The organism is Streptomyces sp. NPDC008137, assembly GCF_042957035.1.
Taxonomy (GTDB): domain Bacteria; phylum Actinomycetota; class Actinomycetes; order Streptomycetales; family Streptomycetaceae; genus Streptomyces.
Window position 1 is genome coordinate 192,765 of record NZ_JBIBHN010000007.1, and the last position, 20,121, is coordinate 212,885.

General features: G+C 70.4%; 19 protein-coding genes. 16 read left to right on the forward strand and 3 right to left on the reverse strand.

Translation table 11 applies throughout. The annotated features are described in order from the left end of the window. The first annotated feature begins 290 nt into the window (after positions 1-290). Positions 291-1,490 carry a signal recognition particle-docking protein FtsY gene (ftsY, locus tag ACFZBT_RS14380; protein ID WP_391102682.1) on the forward strand — a complete coding sequence of 400 codons (1,200 nt, stop codon included), beginning with the start codon at positions 291-293 and terminating at the stop codon, positions 1,488-1,490. Positions 1,491-1,601: 111 nt separating this feature from the next. Here the strand turns inward: ftsY and ACFZBT_RS14385 are convergent, their stop codons facing one another. Next, complete coding sequence (locus tag ACFZBT_RS14385) at positions 1,602-2,267, reverse strand: bifunctional DNA primase/polymerase (RefSeq protein ID WP_391102684.1); 666 nt, start codon at positions 2,265-2,267, stop codon at positions 1,602-1,604. A gap of 446 nt (positions 2,268-2,713) precedes the next feature. On the opposite strand from ACFZBT_RS14385, the gene ACFZBT_RS14390 reads away from it, so the two are divergent. The 5 genes from ACFZBT_RS14390 (at position 2,714) to ffh (ending at position 10,346) form a co-directional block, all read left to right on the forward strand. Next, positions 2,714-4,207 carry a hypothetical protein gene (locus ACFZBT_RS14390; protein WP_391102685.1) on the forward strand — a complete coding sequence of 498 codons (1,494 nt, stop codon included), beginning with the start codon at positions 2,714-2,716 and terminating at the stop codon, positions 4,205-4,207. 340 nt (positions 4,208-4,547) lie between these two features. Beyond that, positions 4,548-5,891: an ammonium transporter gene (locus ACFZBT_RS14395; RefSeq protein ID WP_391102687.1), complete on the forward strand. Its 1,344-nt coding sequence runs from the start codon at positions 4,548-4,550 to the stop codon at positions 5,889-5,891. After that, positions 5,888-6,226: a P-II family nitrogen regulator gene (locus tag ACFZBT_RS14400; protein ID WP_384706960.1), complete on the forward strand. Its 339-nt coding sequence runs from the start codon at positions 5,888-5,890 to the stop codon at positions 6,224-6,226. Before ACFZBT_RS14395 ends, ACFZBT_RS14400 begins: the two co-directional genes overlap by 4 nt. A gap of 40 nt (positions 6,227-6,266) precedes the next feature. Beyond that, on the forward strand, positions 6,267-8,714 hold the full coding sequence (locus ACFZBT_RS14405) for a [protein-PII] uridylyltransferase (protein ID WP_391102691.1): 2,448 nt from the start codon (positions 6,267-6,269) through the stop codon (positions 8,712-8,714). Positions 8,715-8,795: 81 nt separating this feature from the next. Then, positions 8,796-10,346, forward strand: a complete 1,551-nt coding sequence (gene ffh, locus ACFZBT_RS14410) for a signal recognition particle protein (protein WP_391102693.1) — start codon at positions 8,796-8,798, stop codon at positions 10,344-10,346. Positions 10,347-10,421: 75 nt separating this feature from the next. Here the strand turns inward: ffh and ACFZBT_RS14415 are convergent, their stop codons facing one another. Next, positions 10,422-11,024, reverse strand: coding sequence for a hypothetical protein (locus ACFZBT_RS14415; RefSeq protein ID WP_391102695.1), 603 nt, complete (start codon positions 11,022-11,024; stop codon positions 10,422-10,424). Between the two features lie 139 nt (positions 11,025-11,163). After that, positions 11,164-12,018, reverse strand: coding sequence for a methyltransferase domain-containing protein (locus ACFZBT_RS14420; RefSeq protein ID WP_391102698.1), 855 nt, complete (start codon positions 12,016-12,018; stop codon positions 11,164-11,166). Between the two features lie 199 nt (positions 12,019-12,217). Here ACFZBT_RS14420 and proS point away from each other — a divergent pair, with 199 nt between their 5' ends. The 10 genes from proS to lepB (ACFZBT_RS14470) all read left to right on the forward strand — a co-directional run bounded on the left by proS (position 12,218) and on the right by lepB (ACFZBT_RS14470) (position 20,100). Further along, complete coding sequence (gene proS / locus ACFZBT_RS14425) at positions 12,218-13,633, forward strand: proline--tRNA ligase (RefSeq protein WP_391102700.1); 1,416 nt, start codon at positions 12,218-12,220, stop codon at positions 13,631-13,633. A 250-nt stretch (positions 13,634-13,883) separates the two neighbouring features. Continuing rightward, positions 13,884-14,492, forward strand: a complete 609-nt coding sequence (locus ACFZBT_RS14430; protein ID WP_184598513.1) for a hypothetical protein — start codon at positions 13,884-13,886, stop codon at positions 14,490-14,492. A 283-nt stretch (positions 14,493-14,775) separates the two neighbouring features. Then, on the forward strand, positions 14,776-15,195 hold the full coding sequence (rpsP, locus tag ACFZBT_RS14435; RefSeq protein WP_382496902.1) for a 30S ribosomal protein S16: 420 nt from the start codon (positions 14,776-14,778) through the stop codon (positions 15,193-15,195). 2 nt (positions 15,196-15,197) lie between these two features. After that, positions 15,198-15,437 (forward strand): RNA-binding protein, encoded by a 240-nt coding sequence (locus ACFZBT_RS14440; RefSeq protein WP_115744409.1) that lies wholly within the window; start codon positions 15,198-15,200, stop codon positions 15,435-15,437. A gap of 93 nt (positions 15,438-15,530) precedes the next feature. Then, positions 15,531-16,073 (forward strand): ribosome maturation factor RimM, encoded by a 543-nt coding sequence (rimM, locus tag ACFZBT_RS14445; RefSeq protein ID WP_184598511.1) that lies wholly within the window; start codon positions 15,531-15,533, stop codon positions 16,071-16,073. Beyond that, entirely contained in the window at positions 16,073-16,906 is an 834-nt protein-coding gene (gene trmD, locus ACFZBT_RS14450) for a tRNA (guanosine(37)-N1)-methyltransferase TrmD (RefSeq protein WP_391102706.1), read from the forward strand. Before rimM ends, trmD begins: the two co-directional genes overlap by 1 nt. Before the next feature lie 135 nt (positions 16,907-17,041). After that, positions 17,042-17,392 carry a 50S ribosomal protein L19 gene (rplS, locus tag ACFZBT_RS14455; protein ID WP_030852073.1) on the forward strand — a complete coding sequence of 117 codons (351 nt, stop codon included), beginning with the start codon at positions 17,042-17,044 and terminating at the stop codon, positions 17,390-17,392. Between the two features lie 45 nt (positions 17,393-17,437). After that, positions 17,438-18,166 carry a signal peptidase I gene (lepB, locus tag ACFZBT_RS14460; protein ID WP_391102708.1) on the forward strand — a complete coding sequence of 243 codons (729 nt, stop codon included), beginning with the start codon at positions 17,438-17,440 and terminating at the stop codon, positions 18,164-18,166. Further along, positions 18,159-19,250 carry a signal peptidase I gene (gene lepB / locus ACFZBT_RS14465; protein WP_391102710.1) on the forward strand — a complete coding sequence of 364 codons (1,092 nt, stop codon included), beginning with the start codon at positions 18,159-18,161 and terminating at the stop codon, positions 19,248-19,250. Before lepB (ACFZBT_RS14460) ends, lepB (ACFZBT_RS14465) begins: the two co-directional genes overlap by 8 nt. Continuing rightward, positions 19,138-20,100, forward strand: coding sequence for a signal peptidase I (gene lepB / locus ACFZBT_RS14470; RefSeq protein ID WP_391102712.1), 963 nt, complete (start codon positions 19,138-19,140; stop codon positions 20,098-20,100). Before lepB (ACFZBT_RS14465) ends, lepB (ACFZBT_RS14470) begins: the two co-directional genes overlap by 113 nt. The last annotated feature ends 21 nt before the right edge of the window (positions 20,101-20,121 follow it).

A 20,121-nucleotide genomic window follows, 5' to 3' on the forward strand; every position in this document is an offset into this window, starting at 1 on the left:
TATAGGTGCTTTCCCGGAAACGATAAGGGTGTGTTACGACACACCGCATGGGTCGTGACACACCCTGGGGGCGCTGCTCAGCACACCCCGCGTGTCCGAGCTGATACTGGACGCGTTTTGAACCCTCCCCTGGAGGGGGATTCCTGGCTCACGCCGCTCGGTCGCTCGGCGAGCGGCCGAGTCTGACTGCGATCAACACCAGCCGGGTTGGAACCAGCCCGGTGGGGCTTTCGCGGCCCCGCGTGGACAACGAACAGCCGGGCGGGTGGTCACGCCATACTGGGCTTGTTATGGAAATCGTCATCCTTGCTGTAGTCATCGCCGTGGTCGTGTTCGTCGCGCTCGGCGGGCTCATCGTCGGCAGCCGGCGCAAGAAGCAGCCGCCGCCGCCCCCGCCCGCAGCGCCCGACATCACCGCCCCACCGGCCGAGCCGCACGTCGGCGACGAGGCCGAGACGCCGCGGGAGGAACCGCGGCGAACCATAGAGGAGGTGGATCTCCCGGACGGCTCGGCTCCCGTCGCCGTCGAGGAGCCGCCCGCCGAGGCTCCCGAGATCGAGATCCCGGAGCCCACCGCGGGTCGCCTGGTCCGGCTGCGGGCCCGTCTCTCCCGCTCGCAGAACGCCCTCGGCCAGGGGCTGCTCACGCTGCTGTCGCGCGAGCACCTCGACGAGGACACCTGGGAGGAGATCGAGGACACGCTGCTCACCGCCGACGTCGGCGTGCAGCCCACCCAGGAACTGGTCGAGCGGCTGCGTGAGCGCGTCAAGGTGCTCGGCACCCGCACCCCCGTCGAGCTGCGCACCCTGCTGCGCGAGGAACTGCTCACACTGGTCGGCCGCGACATGGACCGTGTGGTCAAGACCGAGCCGGAGGACCGCAAGCCGGGCATCGTGATGGTCGTCGGGGTCAACGGCACCGGCAAGACCACCACCACCGGCAAGCTCGCCCGCGTCCTGGTCGCGGACGGCCAGAGCGTGGTCCTGGGCGCCGCCGACACCTTCCGGGCCGCCGCCGCCGACCAGCTCCAGACCTGGGGCGAGCGCGTCGGCGCCCACACCGTGCGCGGACCGGAGGCGGGCGACCCGGCCTCCGTCGCCTTCGACGCGGTCAAGGAGGGCAAGGAGACGGGCGCGAACGTCGTGCTCATCGACACCGCCGGCCGCCTCCACACCAAGACCGGCCTCATGGACGAGCTCGGCAAGGTCAAGCGGGTCGTGGAGAAGCACGCCCCGGTGGACGAGGTACTGCTCGTGCTCGACGCCACCACCGGTCAGAACGGCCTGGTCCAGGCCCGGGTGTTCGCCGAGGTCGTCGACATCACCGGCATCGTGCTCACCAAGCTGGACGGCACGGCCAAGGGCGGCATCGTGGTCGCGGTCCAGCGCGAGCTGGGCGTTCCGGTCAAGCTCGTCGGGCTCGGCGAGGGCGCGGACGACCTGGCTCCGTTCGAGCCGGAGGCGTTCGTTGACGCCCTTATCGGGGAGTGAGCTCCGGACCAGCCGAGTGGAGCACCTCCGGAGAACCGGGTGGACACAGCGAAGCGCCCGACCCGAGACACCGTCGGGTCGGGCGCTTCGCTGTGTACTCCTGTGTTGTGGCTAGGCCCGTGACCGATGCGCCACATACGCCAGCGTGCCCAGCACCAGGCGGGCCTCCGGTGCCCTGGACGCCGAGTCCAGGGCGGGGGAGCGCAGCCAGCGCACCGGGCCGAGACCGCCGCGGTCGGAGGGCGGCGCCGTGATGTGCGTGCCGGGACCCAGGCCCCGCAGATCGAGGGAGGCCGGGTCGTCCCAGCCCATGCGGTAGAGAAGGCCGGACAGATCGGCGGCGGCGCCGGGGGCGACGAAGAAGTGGGCGCGGCCGTCCGGGGTCGCCGCGACCGGGCCGACGGGCAGACCCATGCGCTCCAGCCGGGCCAGCGCACGGCAGCCGGCGGGTTCGGCCACCTCGATGACGTCGAACGCCCTGCCGACCGGCAGCATCACCGAGGCCCCGGGGAACTCGCCCCAGGAGTCGGTCACGTCGTCCAGCGTCGCCCCGGCGGGGATCACCGGCGCGAAGTCCAGCGGATGCGCACCCGGCGCCGGGCAGTCGCGGCGGCCGCAGGAACAGGCGCCCGCGGAGGCCCGTGCGCCCGGCACCACGTCCCAGCCCCACAGCCCGGTGTACTCGGCCACGGCGGTGCCGTCCGACGTGCGGCCGCGGCGGCGCGAACCGGACCGGATGTCGCGCATGCCCCGGCTGATGCCGATCGTGAAGACCATGCCCCCTCCAACGGGTCCGACGCACCGGTGGTTACGCAGTGGTCGCTCTGCGTGACTCTCTGTTTCCGCCTTCCCGGGCGTCGTCCCGTTCACTCGGCGCCCGGAAGTGCCCAGGGTTGCGTGCTCGACGACACGCGCCCCTCAGTGCATCGCTGCACCCGCTCCTGGTTGTGCTGTGTCAAGTGAATCGCGAGGAGCCGTACGTGAGTTCATTCGAAGGGGTGGCGAATGGTGGCGTTTCCGTGTGAGCCGTGGCTGGACGGGTGATCGTAGGATTACTTTGTGTGCACGAGTCCTGGGGGCATATGCACTCGTGGGTATGCCGGAGGTAAGTCGCTCTTCCGTTCGATGGGTGACAAGGGCCGGACGGACGGCCGTACGAACCGGCATGCTGATAGGGCTTGGCGCACACGGCGACAAGTGGTCTCAGGGATGGGGGCGTTCCAGTGAGCGGCAACGGCGGAAGCGGAACGAACGCTGCGGGCGCGACGCACGCTGACAAGCGCCCGAACGAGCTGCTCACCTCCTGGTTCGTCCGCAGCGGCTGGTCCAAGGGCGAGCTCGCCCGCCAGGTCAACCGCCGGGCACGCCAGCTGGGCGCCAACCACATCTCCACGGACACCTCGCGCGTGCGCCGCTGGCTCGACGGCGAGAACCCCCGCGAGCCGATTCCCAGGATCCTGTCCGAGCTGTTCTCGGAGCGTTTCGGTGTGGTCGTCTCCGTCGAGGACCTGGGGCTGCGCGCCGCGCGCCAGTCACCTTCCGCGACCGGTGTCGACCTTCCCTGGACGGGCCCGCAGACCGTGGCCCTGCTCAGCGAGTTCTCGCGCAGCGACCTGATGCTGGCGCGGCGCGGCTTCCTCGGGAGCTCGCTGGTCCTGTCTGCGGGCCCGGCCCTCATCGAGCCCATGCAGCGCTGGCTCGTCCCCTCGCCCCCGGCCCAGCGGTCGGAGCCCGAGCCCGGCTCGGCAGGGCGCGCCCGGGGCCGGCTCTCCAAGCCGGAGCTGGACCTCCTGGAGTCCACGACCGTGATGTTCCGGCAGTGGGACGCCCAGTGCGGCGGCGGTCTGCGCCGCAAGGCGGTCGTCGGCCAGCTGCACGAGGTGACGGACCTGCTCCAGGAGCCCCAGCCCGAGGCCACCACCCGGCGGCTGTTCAAGGTCGCCGCCGAACTCGCCGAGCTGGCCGGCTGGATGTCGTACGACATCGGGCTGCAGCCGACCGCGCAGAAGTACTTCGTCCTCGCGCTGCACGCCGCGAAGGAGGCCGGTGACCGGCCCCTCGGCTCCTACGTGCTGTCCAGCATGAGCCGGCAGATGATTCACCTCGGGCGGCCCGACGACGCTCTGGAGCTGATCCACCTCGCGCAGTACGGCAGCCGGGACTGCGCGAGCCCGCGCACCCAGTCGATGCTGTATGCGATGGAGGCCCGCGCCTACGCCAACATGGGACAGCCCGGCAAGTGCAAGCGGGCGGTCCGGATGGCCGAGGACACCTTCGCCGACGCCGGCGACTGGGACGAGCCGGACCCCGACTGGATCCGCTTCTTCTCCGAGGCCGAGCTGTACGGCGAGAACTCCCACTCTTACCGCGACCTGGCCTATGTCGCCGGCCGCAGCCCGACCTACGCCTCACTGGCCGAGCCCTTGATGGAGCGGGCCGTGCGGCTGTTCGCCGAGGACGGCGAGCACCAGCGGTCGTACGCGCTCAACCTGATCGGCATGGCCACCGTGCACCTCCTCCGGCGCGAGGCCGAACAGAGCACGGTCTTCGCCACCCAGGCCATGCACGTGGCCAAGAAGGTCCGCTCCGAGCGGGTCAACACTCGTATCCGAAAGACGGTCGACACGGCCGCGCGGGACTTCGGCGACCTCGGCGAGGTCGTCGATCTCACCGAGCGGCTCGCCGCCGAGCTGCCCGAGGCCGCGGAGGCGGTCTGACCGCCACCCTCCGAACCCCCTGAACCCCGGCCGCGGCCGGCCCTCCCGAACTGCCCGACTCGGCTCCCCCATGCCAGGTCATCGGAAGGCCGGCCGCGGCCGGCCTTCCGTTCCCACGGCCGCGGGAGCCGAAGGTTGCGCCAAGATAACGATCGGCGCGCCCGCGATCCGGCAGTTCATCGACGCGTAACACAGCACGCGCCTTCGTCACGGCGGCGAAACAACGAGGGGCTTCCACCGAAACCGCGCTGCGCCAATCTCGTGGCGCATAACCGGCCCGCCCCTCAATCCGCTCGAGGCTTCGCCCGCACGGGGCCGTACCAACGACGAGGAGACGCCGATGGCACCAGCCATCACCCTTGCCGCAGAGGCGCCCAAGCTGTCTGCCGCCAACACAGGGTTCATGCTCATCTGTTCCGCCCTGGTGATGCTCATGACCCCCGGTCTGGCCTTCTTCTACGGAGGCATGGTCCGCGTCAAGAGCACCCTGAACATGCTGATGATGAGCTTCATCAGCCTCGGGATCGTCACCATCCTGTGGGTGCTGTACGGCTTCTCCATGGCGTTCGGCACCGACTCCGGCAGCCTCATCGGCTGGAACTCGGACTGGGTCGGCCTCACCGGGGTCGACAAGGGCGAGCTGTGGGGCACGTACAACATCCCGCTCCTGGCCTTCATGGTCTTCCAGCTGATGTTCGCGATCATCACGCCCGCCCTGATCAGCGGTGCTCTCGCGGACCGCGTGAAGTTCTCCGCCTGGGCGCTGTTCATCGCGCTGTGGGCCACGATCGTCTACTTCCCCGTCGCCCACTGGGTCTGGGGCGAGGGCGGCTGGGCCTTCGACATGGGCGTGATCGACTTCGCCGGTGGTACGGCGGTCCACATCAACGCGGGTGCCGCGGCGCTCGGCGTGATCCTCGTCATCGGCAAGCGCGTCGGCTTCAAGAAGGACCCGATGCGCCCGCACAGCCTCCCGCTGGTCATGCTCGGCGCCGGTCTGCTGTGGTTCGGCTGGTTCGGCTTCAACGCCGGCTCGTGGCTCGGCAACGACGACGGCGTCGGCACCCTGATGTTCGTCAACACGCAGGTCGCCACCGCCGCCGCCATGCTGGCCTGGCTCGCCTACGAGAAGATCCGCCACGGCGCGTTCACCACGCTGGGCGCTGCCTCCGGCGCGGTCGCGGGTCTGGTCGCCATCACCCCGGCCGGTGGTTCGGTCACCCCGATGGGTGCGATCGCCGTCGGCGCCGTCGCCGGTGTCCTGTGCGCCATGGCCGTGGGCCTGAAGTACAAGTTCGGCTACGACGACTCGCTCGACGTCGTGGGTGTCCACCTCGTCGGCGGTATCGCCGGCTCCATCCTGATCGGCTTCTTCGCCAGCGGTAAGGGCCAGTCCGACGCGACGGGCGTGTTCTACGGCGACCACAAGTTCGACCAGCTGTGGAAGCAGCTCGCCGGTGTCGGCGGTGTGCTCGCCTACTCCCTGATCGTCTCCGCGATCCTCGCCTTCGTCCTCCACAAGACCATCGGTATGCGGGTCTCCGAGGACGAGGAGGTCGCCGGCATCGACCAGGCCGAGCACGCCGAGACCGCATACGACTTCAGCGGCGCCGGTGGCGGTGCCGCCAAGACGGCCGTCACGGCCCCGGTCGCCGCAGCCGCGAGCAAGAAGGTGGACGCATGAAGCTCATCACCGCCGTCGTGAAGCCGCACCGGCTCGACGAGATCAAGGAGGCCCTGCAGGCCTTCGGAGTACACGGCCTGACGGTCACCGAGGCCAGCGGCTACGGTCGTCAGCGGGGCCACACCGAGGTCTACCGCGGTGCCGAGTACACCGTCGACCTGGTCCCCAAGATCCGCATCGAGGTCCTGGTCGAGGACGACGACGCCGAGCAGCTGGTCGATGTCGTGGTCAAGGCCGCCCGCACCGGCAAGATCGGTGACGGCAAGGTCTGGTCCATCCCGGTCGAGACGGCCGTACGGGTCCGGACCGGCGAGCGCGGCCCTGACGCGCTCTGAGGGTCCTCGCTGAGGCAGGCAACAGAACAGGAGTCGCCGGGTGACGGGTACGGACGTGCAGAAGGAAGCAGAGGACTCGGGACCCAGCGGCTACGCGGCGGCCCGGCTGCGTCTCCTCACCGAGGAGACGCGGTCCGGGCCGCCGCGCCGTGCGGCCCTGGCCGAACTGACGGACGAGTGGCTCACCGGCCTGTTCGCCGCGGGGGCGGAGGGACTGCGCGGGGCCTCCCTGGTCGCCGTCGGCGGCTACGGACGCGGCGAGCTCTCGCCACGCAGCGACCTCGACCTGCTCCTGCTGCACGACGGCGGCGACACCAAGGCGGTCGCCGCCCTCGCCGACCGGCTCTGGTACCCCGTCTGGGACCTGGGTCTGGACCTCGACCACTCCGTCCGCACGCCCGCCGAGGCCCGCAAGACGGCCGGCGAGGACCTCAAGGTCCAGCTCGGCCTGCTGGACGCCCGGCACATCGCCGGTGACCTCGGCCTCACCGCCGGACTGCGCACGGCCGTGCTCGCCGACTGGCGCAACCAGGCGCCCAAACGCCTCCCCGAACTGCAGGAACTCTGCGCCGAACGCGCCGAGCGCCAGGGCGAGCTGCAGTACCTGCTGGAGCCCGACCTGAAGGAGGCCCGGGGCGGGCTGCGCGACGCCACCGCCCTGCGCGCCGTCGCCGCCTCCTGGCTCGCCGACGCCCCGCGCGAGGGCCTCGCCGACGCCCGGCGCCGGCTCCTCGACGTACGGGACGCCCTGCACCTGGCCACCGGCCGCGCCACCGACCGGCTCGCCCTCCAGGAGCAGGACCAGGTGGCCGCCGAGCTCGGGCTGCTCGACGCCGACACACTGCTGCGGCAGGTGTACGAGGCGGCGCGGCTCGTCTCGTACGCCAGCGATGTCACCTGGCGCGAGGTGGGGCGCGTGCTGCGGTCGCGCGCCGTGCGGCCCCGGCTGCGCGCCATGCTGGGCGGCGGGAAACCGACCGCCGAGCGCTCTCCGCTGGCCGAGGGCGTGGTGGAGCAGGACGGCGAGGTGGTGCTCGCCCGTGCCGCGCGCCCCGAGCGCGACCCGGTGCTGCCGCTGCGCGCCGCCGCTGCCGCCGCGCAGGCCGGACTCCCGCTCTCCCTGCACGCCGTACGGCGCATGGCCGCCGCGACGCGCCCGGTGCCCACGCCCTGGCCCGCCGAGGCACGCGAACAGCTCGTGACCCTGCTCGGCTCCGGCCGCCCGACCGTCGAGGTCTGGGAGGCGCTGGAGGCCGAGGGGCTGATCACCCGGCTGCTGCCCGACTGGGAGCGGGTGCGCTGCCGCCCGCAGCGCAACGCCGTGCACCTGTGGACCGTCGACCGGCACCTCATCGAGACCGCCGTGCAGGCCTCCGAGTTCACCCGCCGGGTCAGCCGCCCCGACCTGCTGCTGGTCGCCGCGCTGCTGCACGACATCGGGAAGGGCTGGCCCGGCGACCACTCCGTGGCTGGCGAGATCATCGCCAAGGACGTGGCCGCCCGCATCGGCTTCGACCGCCACGACGTGACGGTCGTCGCCACCCTCGTACGGCACCACCTGCTCCTCGTCGAGACGGCCACCCGGCGTGACCTGGAGGATCCGGCCACCGTGCGCTCCGTCGCCGATGCCGTCGGCTCCCAGGGCACCCTGGAACTGCTGCACGCGCTCACCGAGGCCGACGCCCTGGCCACCGGACCGGCCGCCTGGTCGTCCTGGCGCGGCTCGCTCGTCGCCGACCTCGTCAAGCGGGTCTCGGCGGTGCTCGCCGGGGACGCCCCGGACGACCCGGAGGAGGGCGCGCCGACCGCCGAGCAGGAGCGGCTCGCCCTGGAGGCGGCGGCGACGGGCAGCCCGGTCCTCGCCCTGCGGGCACAGACCGAGCCGCCCGCAGGTCAGGAGCCGTCCGGCGACCCCGAGCCGCTGGGTGTGGAACTTCTCATCGCCGTCCCCGACCAGCCGGGCGTGCTGCCCGCCGTGGCCGGTGTCCTCGCCATGCACCGGCTGACCGTGCGCACGGCTGAACTCCGCTCCCTGACCCTCCCGGACGGCGTCGACGGCTCCGTCCTGCTGCTGGACTGGCGGGTCGCCGCCGAGTACGGCTCCCTGCCGCAGGCCGCCCGGCTGCGCGCGGACCTGGTCCGGGCCCTGGACGGCTCCCTGGACATCGCCGGCCGCCTCGCCGAACGGGACGCGGCCTATCCGCGCCGCCGGGGCGTGGTCGCCCCGCCGCCCCGGGTGTCGGTCCACCCGGCCGCGTCCCGGCTGGCCACGGTCATCGAGGTGCGCTCCCAGGACGCCCCCGGCCTGCTGTTCCGCATCGGCCGCGCGCTGGAGGACGCGAGCGTACGGGTGCGCAGCGCGCATGTCTCGACGCTCGGCGCCAACGCCGTGGACGCCTTCTATGTGACCGGCCCGGAGGGCGCGCCCCTGCCCGGGGACGAGGCGGTGTCGGTGGCGCGGAAGCTGGAGGAGACACTGCGTGGGTGAGGCCGACCCGGCGACTTGTCACGCCGGGATACCCTGGAGGGCGATTCCCTGTAGCCACCAACCCTGAGGACCGCGAGCGCCGTGTTCGATACTCTTTCCGATCGCCTCTCAGCGACCTTCAAGAACCTGCGCGGCAAGGGGCGTCTCAGCGAAGCGGACATCGACGCCACGGCCCGGGACATCCGGATCGCCCTCCTCGAGGCGGACGTGGCGCTGCCGGTCGTCCGGGCGTTCATCAAGAACGTCAAGGAGCGAGCCCTCGGTGCCGAGGTCAGCAAGGCGCTGAACCCCGCCCAGCAGGTCCTCAAGATCGTCAACGAGGAACTCGTCACCATCCTCGGCGGCGAGACCCGGCGCCTGCGCTTCGCCAAGCAGCCGCCCACCGTGATCATGCTGGCGGGTCTGCAGGGTGCCGGTAAGACCACCCTCGCGGGCAAGCTCGGCCGCTGGCTGAAGGAGCAGGGCCACTCGCCGCTGCTGGTCGCCTGCGACCTTCAGCGCCCGAACGCCGTGAACCAGCTCAGCGTCGTCGCCCAGCGCGCGGGCGTCGGCATCTACGCCCCGGAGCCGGGCAACGGCGTCGGTGACCCGGTCAAGGTCGCCAAGGACTCCATCGAGCACGCGAAGTCCAAGGTCCATGACATCGTCATCGTCGACACCGCCGGCCGCCTCGGCATCGACCAGGAGATGATGCAGCAGGCCGCGGACATCCGCGACGCCGTCTCCCCGGACGAGATCCTGTTCGTCGTCGACGCGATGATCGGCCAGGACGCGGTCAACACCGCCGAGGCCTTCCGCGACGGCGTCGGCTTCGACGGTGTGGTGCTCTCCAAGCTCGACGGCGACGCCCGCGGTGGTGCGGCCCTGTCGATCCGGCAGATCACCGGCAAGCCGATCATGTTCGCGTCGAACGGCGAGAAGCTCGACGACTTCGACGCCTTCCACCCTGACCGGATGGCCTCCCGCATCCTCGACATGGGTGACCTGCTCACCCTGATCGAGCAGGCGGAGAAGACGTTCAGCCAGGAAGAGGCCGAGAAGATGGCCTCCAAGCTGGCGTCCAAGAAGGGCCAGGACTTCACCCTGGACGACTTCCTGGCCCAGATGGAGCAGGTCAGGAAGATGGGCTCCATCTCCAAGCTGCTCGGCATGCTCCCGGGCATGGGCCAGATGAAGGGCCAGATCCAGAACCTGGACGAGCGGGACGTCGACCGCACGGCCGCCATCATCAAGTCGATGACCCCGGCCGAGCGCCAGGAGCCGACGATCATCAACGGCTCGCGCCGCGCCCGTATCGCGCGAGGCTCCGGTGTCGACGTCAGCGCGGTGAAGAACCTGGTCGAGCGGTTCTTCGAGGCCCGCAAGATGATGTCCCGCATGGCTCAGGGCGGCGGGATGCCCGGGATGCCCGGCATGCCGGGCATGGGCGGCGGCCCCGGCCGGACGAAGAAGAAGCAGAAGCAGGCCAAGGGCAAGCAGCGCTCCGGCAACCCGATGAAGCGCAAGCAGCAGGAGCAGGAGGAGGCCGCCCGCCGGGCCGCCGCGGCCGAGGGCGGCGGTGCCTTCGGGCTGCCGCAGCAGGGCGGCAAGGACTTCGAGCTCCCCGACGAGTTCAAGAAGTTCATGGGCTGACGGCCCGTAGCGCACGACACCGAGGGCGCCCCCTTCCGGAACGGAAGGGGGCGCCCTCGGTCGTTCGTCGGCAGGTCAGGCGCTGGGGAACTTCCAGACGAACGGCTCGCCGTCCTCCTCGGACCAGTTGACCTCGACGCTCTTGGCGTTCGCCGGGATCACGTAGGTCTCGCAGAAGACGTGGCTCTCGCCCTGCTTCCAGCTGTCGACGTCGTACGGGTCCTCGCAGCCCGGGGCGTCCTCAGCCGCGCCGATGAGGACGCTGCCGCGCTGCCCGTCGGCGGAGACCGTGGTGCTGTCGTGCACGTCGGAGCCGTCGGTGAGGGCGGGGCCGCTCTTGTGCGTGTACTTCAGGTACGCGGTGACCAGCACCTTGCCCTTGACCTTGTCCGGTTCCGAGACGGCCTTGGCGGCCTCGGCCTCGGTGCCCACGTCGACCTTCTGCGCCAGGATCTCGTAGGTGACCTTGCCCGGGTCCTCGTCGACCTTGCCCGTGGCGCTCTCGCCGCTATCCATCTCGCCGCCGGACGTCGGCTCCGGCGACGGGAAGACCTTGGCCTTCTCGGTGGCCGGGCTCTTCGCTTCGGCGTTGTCGCCGCCGCCTCCGCAGGCGGTGAGCGACAGGGCGAGGACGGCGACGGGCGCGACGAGACGCAGCGCGGTCTGGTGGTGCGGCAAAGCAGCTCCTGTATGCAGATGTGTAGATCCCCCGAACGGTGGATCAGATTAAGCGGTCAAGATCCACTTGATGGCACCAGAAGCACCCCACCGTGCTTTCTTCACGCCATTCACACCTGCACCGGACAAAGCTCGATACTCAAGGAACCCGGGCGATCAGATACCGGAACACATTGGGCATCCACACGGTCCCGTCCTGCCGCTGGTGCGGATGCAGCGCCTCGGTCAGCTCCTTGTCGACCTGCGCCTGGTCGGTCGCGGTCATCGCCGCGTCGAACAGCCCTGTCGACTTGAGCCCGCGTACCGCGCTGTCCACGTCCGCGTAGCCGAAGGGGCACGCCACCCGCCCGGACCCGTCCGGCTTGAGCCCGGCCCGCTGGGCGACGTCCTCCAGGTCGTCACGGAGGGCGGGACGCCAGCTGCCCGTGCTGCGCAGCGGCTCGGCCAGCTTCGTGGCCACCCGCAGCACGGACGTCGTGGCGCACCGCTCCGGCGGACCCCAGCCGGCCAGCACCACGGCCGCACCGCGCTCGGCGAGCGGCGTCGCCTCCGCGAGCAGCCCGCTCATCCCCTCCGAGTCGCCCGCCAGGCACCCGATCGGTTCGAAGGCGGTCACCAGGGTGTAAGCGGGAGCACCCGGCACCGCCGCGTCCCGGGGTGAGCCCTCGACCAGCCGGGCCTCCGCACGCGCGCGCGTGCCCCATGCCTCGGGCCGCAGCCGCTCCCGCGCGAAGGTCATTCTTTCGGGGGAGGAGTCGACACCGGTGATCGCCGCTCCCCGGGCGGCGGCCATCAGCAGGGCGAGCCCGGAACCGCAGCCGAGGCCGAGCAGCCGCGTGGCGGGACCCACGTCCAGTCGCTCGTGGACGGCCTCGTAGAGCGGCACGAGCATCCGCTCCTGGATCTCGGACCAGTCACGCGCGCGTGCACGCAGGTCCACGCGGGGTGCGGCCCCCGCGTGAGGCAGGTGCTGCCGCACGAGCGTAGGTGTCATAAGTAAGCGCCCCAATCCGCCGAGAGTTGCCTCTTGCCCGATTCCATGGCCCCCGTGACAGTGCGCTCGCACTACCCCCGTATGCCAGGAAACTCCCCCCTCGACCCGTCGTCCAGTGGAATGCGCCCGGGCATGTGAGTTGTCATGTGCCTATGGCGAGATTTCACATTCCGGCAACTTGGGCCCGTACGATCTCGCCATGGCCAAGGCACCCGTTCTCACCCCCCGGGCGGACGATTTCCCGCGCTGGTACCAGGACTTGATCACCAAGGCGGAACTCGCCGACAACGGTCCGGTGCGCGGCACCATGGTCATCCGACCGTACGGATACGGGCTGTGGGAGCGGATGCAGTCCGAGATGGACGCCCGCATCAAGGAGACGGGCACCCAGAACGCGTACTTCCCGCTGCTGATCCCCGAGTCGTACCTGACCCGGGAAGCGGAGCACGTCGAGGGCTTCGCGCCCGAACTGGCCGTCGTCACCCACGGCGGCGGCAAGGAACTCGAAGAGCCCGCCGTGGTCCGGCCCACCTCCGAGATGATCATCAATGCCTCTTTCTCGAAGTGGGTGCAGAGCTACCGCGACCTGCCGCTGCTCATCAACCAGTGGGCGAACGTCGTGCGCTGGGAACTGCGGCCCCGCCTTTTCCTGCGCACCTCCGAGTTCCTCTGGCAGGAGGGCCACACCGCGCACGCCACGTACGAGGAGGCGCGCGACTTCGCCGCCCGCATTCACCGGCGGGTCTACGAGGACTTCATGGTGAACGTGCTCGCGATGGACGTGGTCCCGGGCCGCAAGACCGTCAAGGAGCGGTTCGCCGGCGCCGTCAACACCCTCACTCTCGAAGGCATGATGGGCGATGGCAAAGCCCTCCAGATGGCCACCAGCCATGAACTGGGCCAGAACTTCGCGAAGGCCTTCAACACCCGGTACCTGTCCAAGGACGGCCGGCAGGAGCTGGTCTGGCAGACCTCCTGGGGCTCCACCACCCGCATGATCGGTGCCCTGGTGATGATGCACGGCGACGACAACGGCCTGCGCGTCCCGCCGCGGCTCGCGCGGATCCAGGCCGTGGTGCTCGCGATCAAGGGCGACGACGCGGTTCTGGCCAAGGTCCGCGAACTCGGCGACCGGCTGACGGCGGCCGGTGTCCGCGTCCAGGTCGACGACCGCACCGACATCCCCTTCGGCCGCCGCGCCGTCGACTGGGAGCTCAAGGGGGTCCCGGTGCGCATCGAGGTCGGCCCGCGCGACCTGGAGAACGGCACGGCGATGCTGGCGCGCCGCATCCCGGGCGGCAAGGAGCCGGTGTCCCTGGACTCCCTGGTGTCGCTGCTGCCCAAGGTCCTGGAGGAGGACCAGGCGCTGCTGCTGAAGCAGTCCCGCGAACGCCGCGAGTCCCGTACGACCGAGGTCTCCACGTTCGAGGAGGCCGTCGAGGCGGTCACCGCCGGCGGCTGGGCGCGCATCCCCTGGGCCGTGCTCGGCGAGGAGGGCGAGTCCAAGCTCGCCGATCACGCCGCGACCGTACGGTGTCTGGTCACCGAGGACGGGGCGGTGCCGGACGCCGACGACGCACCCGGTAACGTCGCCGTCGTGGCACGCGCTTACTGAGCGGGACGCAAGGCGGCCGAAACGCCTCTTGCGTATGTGCGGACCTCTGGCTCCTCGGCGCGCGGACACGATCTACATGCCGGGGCGTACGCGGAACTACGCACCACCTTGTGGTGAGCTGCGAGGCTTCTCCACAGATCAGCGCACGCGCCCTCGTCAGGACGCATCAGAGGCAACTGACGGGTACGTGCAAATTATTTGGGATGGCCCGGAATCGGAACACTGTGGCACCCCGGCTCGTTGTCATTACGTGAGCACGACACAGACACCACCTGTTCTCGCCGCAGAGCTGGCACAGGCGTGGGCCGACATTCAGCGGTACCACCCCGAGTTGCCCGACCTTGCCGCGCCAGAGTCCCTGATCGGGGAGTCGTCGTCCGCGTGCGGTCACGAGCTCTCCTTCGAGCGACTGCTCCATGAGGCAGTCCATGGCATCGCCGCCTCGCGCGGCGTCCGCGACACCTCCCGTGCCGGCCGCTACCACAACCGCAGATTCCTCGCGATCGCCGAGGAGCTGGGCCTGGACCACCCCGAGGAACCGCATCCCAGCAGCGGTTTCTCCCTGGTCACGCTCACCCCCGAGGCGAAGCGCCGCTACCGCCCGACGATGGAGCGCCTCCAGCGAGCCCTGAAGGCCCACACGGCCGCGACCTCCTCCGACACCTCCCGCACCTTCCGGGGCCCGGCCGCGCGCCATGGCTCCTCCGGCGGCGGCGTACGCGTCAAGGCGGTCTGCGACTGCGGTCGCAACGTCCGCGTGGTGCCGTCCGTGCTCGCCCAGGCGCCGATCGTCTGCGGCGGCTGCGGCAAGCCGTTCCGTATCCCGGACGTGGTGGGGGCGGGAGCGGTGGCGGGCTGACGTCGGCACCGGCATCTCGTGGCTGCCGGTCGAGACGCGCTGCCGGGGTGTGCACCCGACGCACCTCACCTCCGCGCCGGGTGCCGGCCCGGCATGTCCATGGAGCGGCGCACCCCCGGCAGAGCCGCCCGGCAGGGTGTGGCACAATGGCTAGCTGTACTCGACAGTCGCACAGGACCCCTCTCTCCTCCGGCTGACGCGTCCATCGGGCACTCGGGTACCGCAACCCCACGCGGCAGTCTCGCCGTGCCCAACCACGTCAAATCCAGGAGAATCCACTCCCGTGGCAGTCAAGATCAAGCTGAAGCGTCTGGGCAAGATCCGTTCGCCTCACTACCGCATCGTCGTCGCCGACTCCCGCACCCGCCGTGACGGCCGTGCGATCGAGGAGATCGGCAAGTACCACCCGACGTACAACCCGTCGGTGATCGAGGTCGACGCCGAGCGTGTGGCGTACTGGCTGGGTGTCGGCGCGCAGCCGACCGAGCCCGTGCTCGCCATCCTCAAGAAGACCGGCGACTGGCAGAAGTACAAGGGCGAGCCCGCCCCGGCTCCGCTGCTGCAGGCCGCCGAGAAGTCGGCCCGCCCGTCGTTCGAGGCCCTCGGTGGCGACGACGAGGGCAAGGGTGAGGCCATCACCCAGAAGAAGAAGGCTGAGAAGAAGGACGAGGCGGCCGCCGAGTCCGCGTCGACCGAGGCCTGAGCATGCTCGAGGAGGCTCTCGAGCACCTCGTGAAGGGCATCGTCGACAACCCTGACGATGTGCAGGTCGCCTCACGCAACCTGCGCCGCGGGCAAGTGCTCGAGGTCCGGGTCCACCCGGACGACCTCGGCAAGGTGATCGGCCGCAACGGCCGCACCGCACGCGCCCTGCGTACCGTCGTGGGCGCCATCGGCGGTCGCGGTGTCCGCGTCGACCTCGTCGACGTGGACCACGTCCGCTGACGCTTTCGCAGTAGCACCGGCTCGGGCCGGGGAGGGCCACAGGGCCGTCCCCGGCCCGCAGTCGTATGACAGGAGTGACAGGAGAATGGACACGTGCAGCTGGTAGTCGCACGGATCGGCCGTGCCCATGGCATCAAGGGCGAGGTCACCGTCGAGGTCCGTACCGACGAGCCGGAGCTCAGGCTCGCGCCCGGCGCCGTACTCGCCACCGATCCCGCCGCCACGGGACCGCTCACCATCGAGACGGGCCGCGTCCACAGCGGCCGTCTCCTCCTGCGCTTCGAGGGCGTCAGCGACCGCACCGGCGCCGAAGCCCTGCGCAACACCCTCCTGATCGCCGAGATCGACCCGGAGGAACTGCCCGAGGGCGAGGACGAGTACTACGACCACCAGCTCATCGACCTCGACGTGGTGACCGCGGACGGCACGGAGGTCGGCCGGATCACGGAGATCTCGCACCTGCCCTCCCAGGACCTGTTCATCGTGGAGCGCCCCGACGGCAGCGAGGTGCTGATCCCCTTCGTCGAGGAGATCGTCGCCGAGATCGACCTCGAGGAGCAGAAGGCCGTCATCACCCCGCCGCCGGGCCTGATCGACGACCGCGCCGAGATCGCCTCCAGCCGGGACGAGTCGTAATGCGCCTCGACGTCGTCACGATCTTCCCCGAGTACCTGGAACCGCTGAACGTCTCCCTCGTCGGCAAGGCACGCGCGCGTGGGCAGCTCGACGTCCAGGTGCACGACCTGCGTTCGTGGACCTACGACCGCCACAACACCGTCGACGACACGCCCTACGGCGGCGGCCCCGGCATGGTCATGAAGACCGACCCCTGGGGGGACGCGCTCGACTCGGTCCTGGCCGACGGCTACGAGGCCGGCTCCCGCGAGCCCGCCCTCATCGTGCCCACGCCCAGCGGGCGCCCCTTCACCCAGGAACTCGCCGTCCAGCTCTCCGAGCGCCCCTGGCTGATCTTCACGCCGGCCCGCTACGAGGGCATCGACCGGCGGGTCGTCGACGAGTACGCGACCCGGATGCCGGTCTACGAGGTGTCCATCGGCGACTACGTCCTGGCCGGCGGCGAGGCGGCCGTCCTCGTCGTCACGGAGGCCGTGGCGCGGCTGCTGCCGGGTGTCCTCGGCAACGCCGAGTCCCACCGGGACGACTCCTTCGCCCCCGGTGCCATGGCGAGCCTGCTGGAAGGGCCCGTCTACACCAAGCCGCCCGAGTGGCGCGGCCGGGACATCCCCGACGTGCTGCTCAGCGGGCACCACGGCAAGATCGCGCGCTGGCGCCGGGACGAGGCGCTGAAGCGCACCACCGCCCACCGGCCCGACCTCATCGAGCGGTGCGACCCCAAGGCCTTCGACAAGAAGGACCGCGAGATGCTCTCCATCCTGGGCTGGGCACCAAACCCCGAGGGGGAGCCGTACGGCCGATTTTGGCGCAGGACCGACGGCGTGGAAGAATAGCTCGCTGTTGTGCGTCCGTCCGGCGTGCGCCCCTGCCACAGGGGGAGATGACGCCCGTTCCGACGCGTACAGCCCTGATCCGAAACACCTAGTTTCCGTTGATGACCTGTGGCATCAGCGAAGAAAGCAGACGAAATGTCTCACTTGCTCGACACCGTCGACTCCGCGTCGCTGCGCAGCGACGTTCCCGCCTTCCGCCCGGGCGACACCGTCAACGTGCACGTCCGCGTCATCGAGGGCAACCGCTCCCGTGTGCAGCAGTTCAAGGGCGTTGTGATCCGCCGCCAGGGTTCCGGCGTGCGCGAGACCTTCACGGTCCGCAAGGTCTCCTTCTCCGTCGGCGTCGAGCGCACCTTCCCGGTGCACACCCCGATCGTCGAGAAGATCGAGCTCGTCACCAAGGGTGACGTCCGCCGCGCCAAGCTGTACTACCTGCGCGAGCTGCGCGGCAAGGCCGCGAAGATCAAGGAGAAGCGCGAGAACTGAGCGCTCTCCGGGGTTCGCGTCGGAGCCGGATAGCATCTGGCTCCGATGGACGCCGAAGCACAGCCGACGGAGCGCGACCGCTCCTCCCGCCCTTCCGACTCCGAGGAGACCTCGGACCCAGGAGGGCCGGAGGAACGGTCGCGTTTCGCGTTGGTGTCGCGTGTCAGCGCATGGGTGCCGGGCGGCCGGGTCACTCTGACCTTGTTGACCTGCCTGCTTTTCCTGCTGCTGCTCAGTACGTTCGTGCTGCGGCCGTTCCAGATCCCCAGCGGATCCATGGAGCGGGGATTGAGGATCGGGGACCGGGTTCTCGTAAATAAGTTGGCGTACCGTTTCGGTGCCCAGCCGCAGCGGGGAGACATCGTCGTGTTCGACGGGACGGGGTACTTCGGGCACGCGGACTACATCAAGCGCGTTGTCGGTGTGGGAGCGGACCGCGTGGTCTGCTGCGACAAGCAGGGGAGGATCCAGGTGAACGGCCGGCCGGTCGACGAGTCGGGCTTCCTGTACCCCGGGGACAGCCCCTCCGAGGTTCCCTTCGACGTAGTGGTGCCCGACGGCACCCTGTTCGTGCTCGGCGACCACCGCGGCGACTCCAGCGACTCCCGCGACCACCTAGGCTCCCCGGGCGGCGGCATGATCCCGGTCGGCGACGTGATCGGCCGCGCCGACTGGATCGTCTGGCCCTTCGGCCACGCCACCCGGCTGCAGCGTCCGGACGCCTACGCGCGCGTGCCCGCTCCCGCCGCGGACGGGGCGGGCGCCCATGGGTAACCGCGGCAAGCCGCGCGGCGTCGCCACGACCGCCGCGGAAAACCTGCTGCCCACCGGCGCCCGGCGCGCCGCGAGCCCGTCCGGCGGACGTACCCGCGCCGAGCGGCGCAAGCTCCAGCGCAAGGTCAAGCGGCGGCGCAGGCGCGGCGCCGTCAAGGAGATACCGCTCCTCGTCGGCGTCGCCGTCCTCATAGCCCTCGTGCTGAAGACCTTCCTCGTCCAGGCCTTCGTCATCCCGTCGGGCTCCATGGAGCAGACGATCCAGATCGGCGACCGCGTCCTGGTCGACAAGCTCACCCCGTGGTTCGGCTCCGAGCCGCAGCGCGGGGACGTCGTCGTCTTCAAGGACCCCGGCGGCTGGCTCCAGGACGACCAGACCGCCACCCCGAAGGAAGACCCCGTCGTCATCAAGCAGGTCAAGGAAGGGCTCACCTTCATCGGCCTGCTGCCCTCCGAGGACGAGAAGGACCTCATCAAGCGGGTCGTCGGCGTCGGCGGCGACAAGGTCAAGTGCTGCGACACCCAGGGGCGCGTGACCGTCAACGGCATCCCGCTGAACGAGGACTACCTGTACCCCGGCAACGCCCCGTCCGACACGCCGTTCGAGGTCACGGTTCCCCAAGGGCGGTACTGGGTGATGGGCGACCACCGGAACAACTCCGCGGACTCCCGCGCCCACCAGGACACCGACTACGGAGGCACGGTCTCCGAGGACGAGGTCGTGGGCCGCGCCATGGTCATCGCCTGGCCCTTCGGCCACTGGAACATGCTGGAGGAACCGACCACGTACGCCTCCGTGTCCGACTCGGCCACCGGGTCGACCGCTGCCGCCCCGCTGTCGCATAGGGTTGCCTCCGACGATTCGAACGGAACGATCCAGCTCCCGACCCCTGCGGAACTCCCGCTCGTTATGGGAGTGGTGGGCCTGCGCCGTGTATGGGGCAGGCGGCGGCACAGAGTGAGGAGTTGGCGTGGGGGATGTGGCGGTCGGCGCACGGTCCGGACACGACGGCGAGGAGCATCGCGGGCGCCCCGCGGAATCCGCCGTCCCGGCCACGGACAGCGCCGTGACCTCCGGGAATGACTCCGGGGCAGCCGAGGGCGACAGGGTGACAGGCACGCACAGCACAGCCGATGGCCAGGGGCCGGGCGGTACGAACCGGACGCCGAAGAAGGCACGCTCCTTCTGGAAGGAGCTGCCCATCCTGATCGGCATCGCGCTGGTGCTGGCGCTGCTGATCAAGACCTTCCTGGTGCAGGCGTTCTCCATTCCGTCCGACTCGATGCAGAACACGCTCCAGCAGGGCGACCGTGTCCTGGTCGACAAGCTCACCCCCTGGTTCGGCTCCGAGCCCGAGCGCGGCGAGGTCGTGGTCTTCCACGACCCCGACAACTGGCTGGCGGGGGAGCCGACCACGGATCCGAACGCCCTGCAGACCTTCCTCAGCTGGATCGGCCTCATGCCGTCCGCCGAGGAGAAGGACCTCATCAAGCGCGTCGTCGGCGTCGGCGGCGACACGATCGAGTGCAAGGGCACGGGCCCGCTGACGGTCAACGGCCAGGCGCTGAACGAGGGGGCGTACGTCTACCCGGGCAACACGCCGTGCAGCGTCGACGACCAGGGCGGCCAGTTCAAGGTGAAGGTCCCCGAGGGCTACATCTGGGTCATGGGCGACCACCGGCAGAACTCCAGGGACTCCCGCTACAACCAGGCGGACCGGCACAAGGGCATGGTCCCGGTGAAGGAGGTCGTCGGACGGGCCGTCGTCATCGCCTGGCCGATCAACCGCTGGGACAACCTGCCGGTGCCGGACACCTTCGACCAGTCCGGTCTGAACGCCCTGCCGGCCGCGGCCGCCCTGACGGTGGCGCCGCAGGGGCTGGCGCTCGTCGGCGCGGTGCCCGTGGTGCTGTGGTGGCGCCGGAAGCGGTGATTCCGACCGCGGGCTGACCCC

Excerpts from the sequence above, each read along its gene's own strand:
- ftsY (WP_391102682.1), top strand. The coding sequence starts at position 291 with ATGGAAATCGTCATCCTTGCTGTAGTCATCGCCGTGGTCGTGTTCGTC.
- ACFZBT_RS14385 (WP_391102684.1), bottom strand. The coding sequence starts at position 2,267 with ATGGTCTTCACGATCGGCATCAGCCGGGGCATGCGCGACATCCGGTCC.
- ACFZBT_RS14395 (WP_391102687.1), top strand. The coding sequence starts at position 4,548 with ATGGCACCAGCCATCACCCTTGCCGCAGAGGCGCCCAAGCTGTCTGCC.
- ACFZBT_RS14400 (WP_384706960.1), top strand. The coding sequence starts at position 5,888 with ATGAAGCTCATCACCGCCGTCGTGAAGCCGCACCGGCTCGACGAGATC.
- ACFZBT_RS14420 (WP_391102698.1), bottom strand. The coding sequence starts at position 12,018 with ATGACACCTACGCTCGTGCGGCAGCACCTGCCTCACGCGGGGGCCGCA.
- proS (WP_391102700.1), top strand. The coding sequence starts at position 12,218 with ATGGCCAAGGCACCCGTTCTCACCCCCCGGGCGGACGATTTCCCGCGC.
- ACFZBT_RS14440 (WP_115744409.1), top strand. The coding sequence starts at position 15,198 with ATGCTCGAGGAGGCTCTCGAGCACCTCGTGAAGGGCATCGTCGACAAC.
- trmD (WP_391102706.1), top strand. The coding sequence starts at position 16,073 with ATGCGCCTCGACGTCGTCACGATCTTCCCCGAGTACCTGGAACCGCTG.
- rplS (WP_030852073.1), top strand. The coding sequence starts at position 17,042 with ATGTCTCACTTGCTCGACACCGTCGACTCCGCGTCGCTGCGCAGCGAC.
- lepB (WP_391102708.1), top strand. The coding sequence starts at position 17,438 with ATGGACGCCGAAGCACAGCCGACGGAGCGCGACCGCTCCTCCCGCCCT.
- lepB (WP_391102710.1), top strand. The coding sequence starts at position 18,159 with ATGGGTAACCGCGGCAAGCCGCGCGGCGTCGCCACGACCGCCGCGGAA.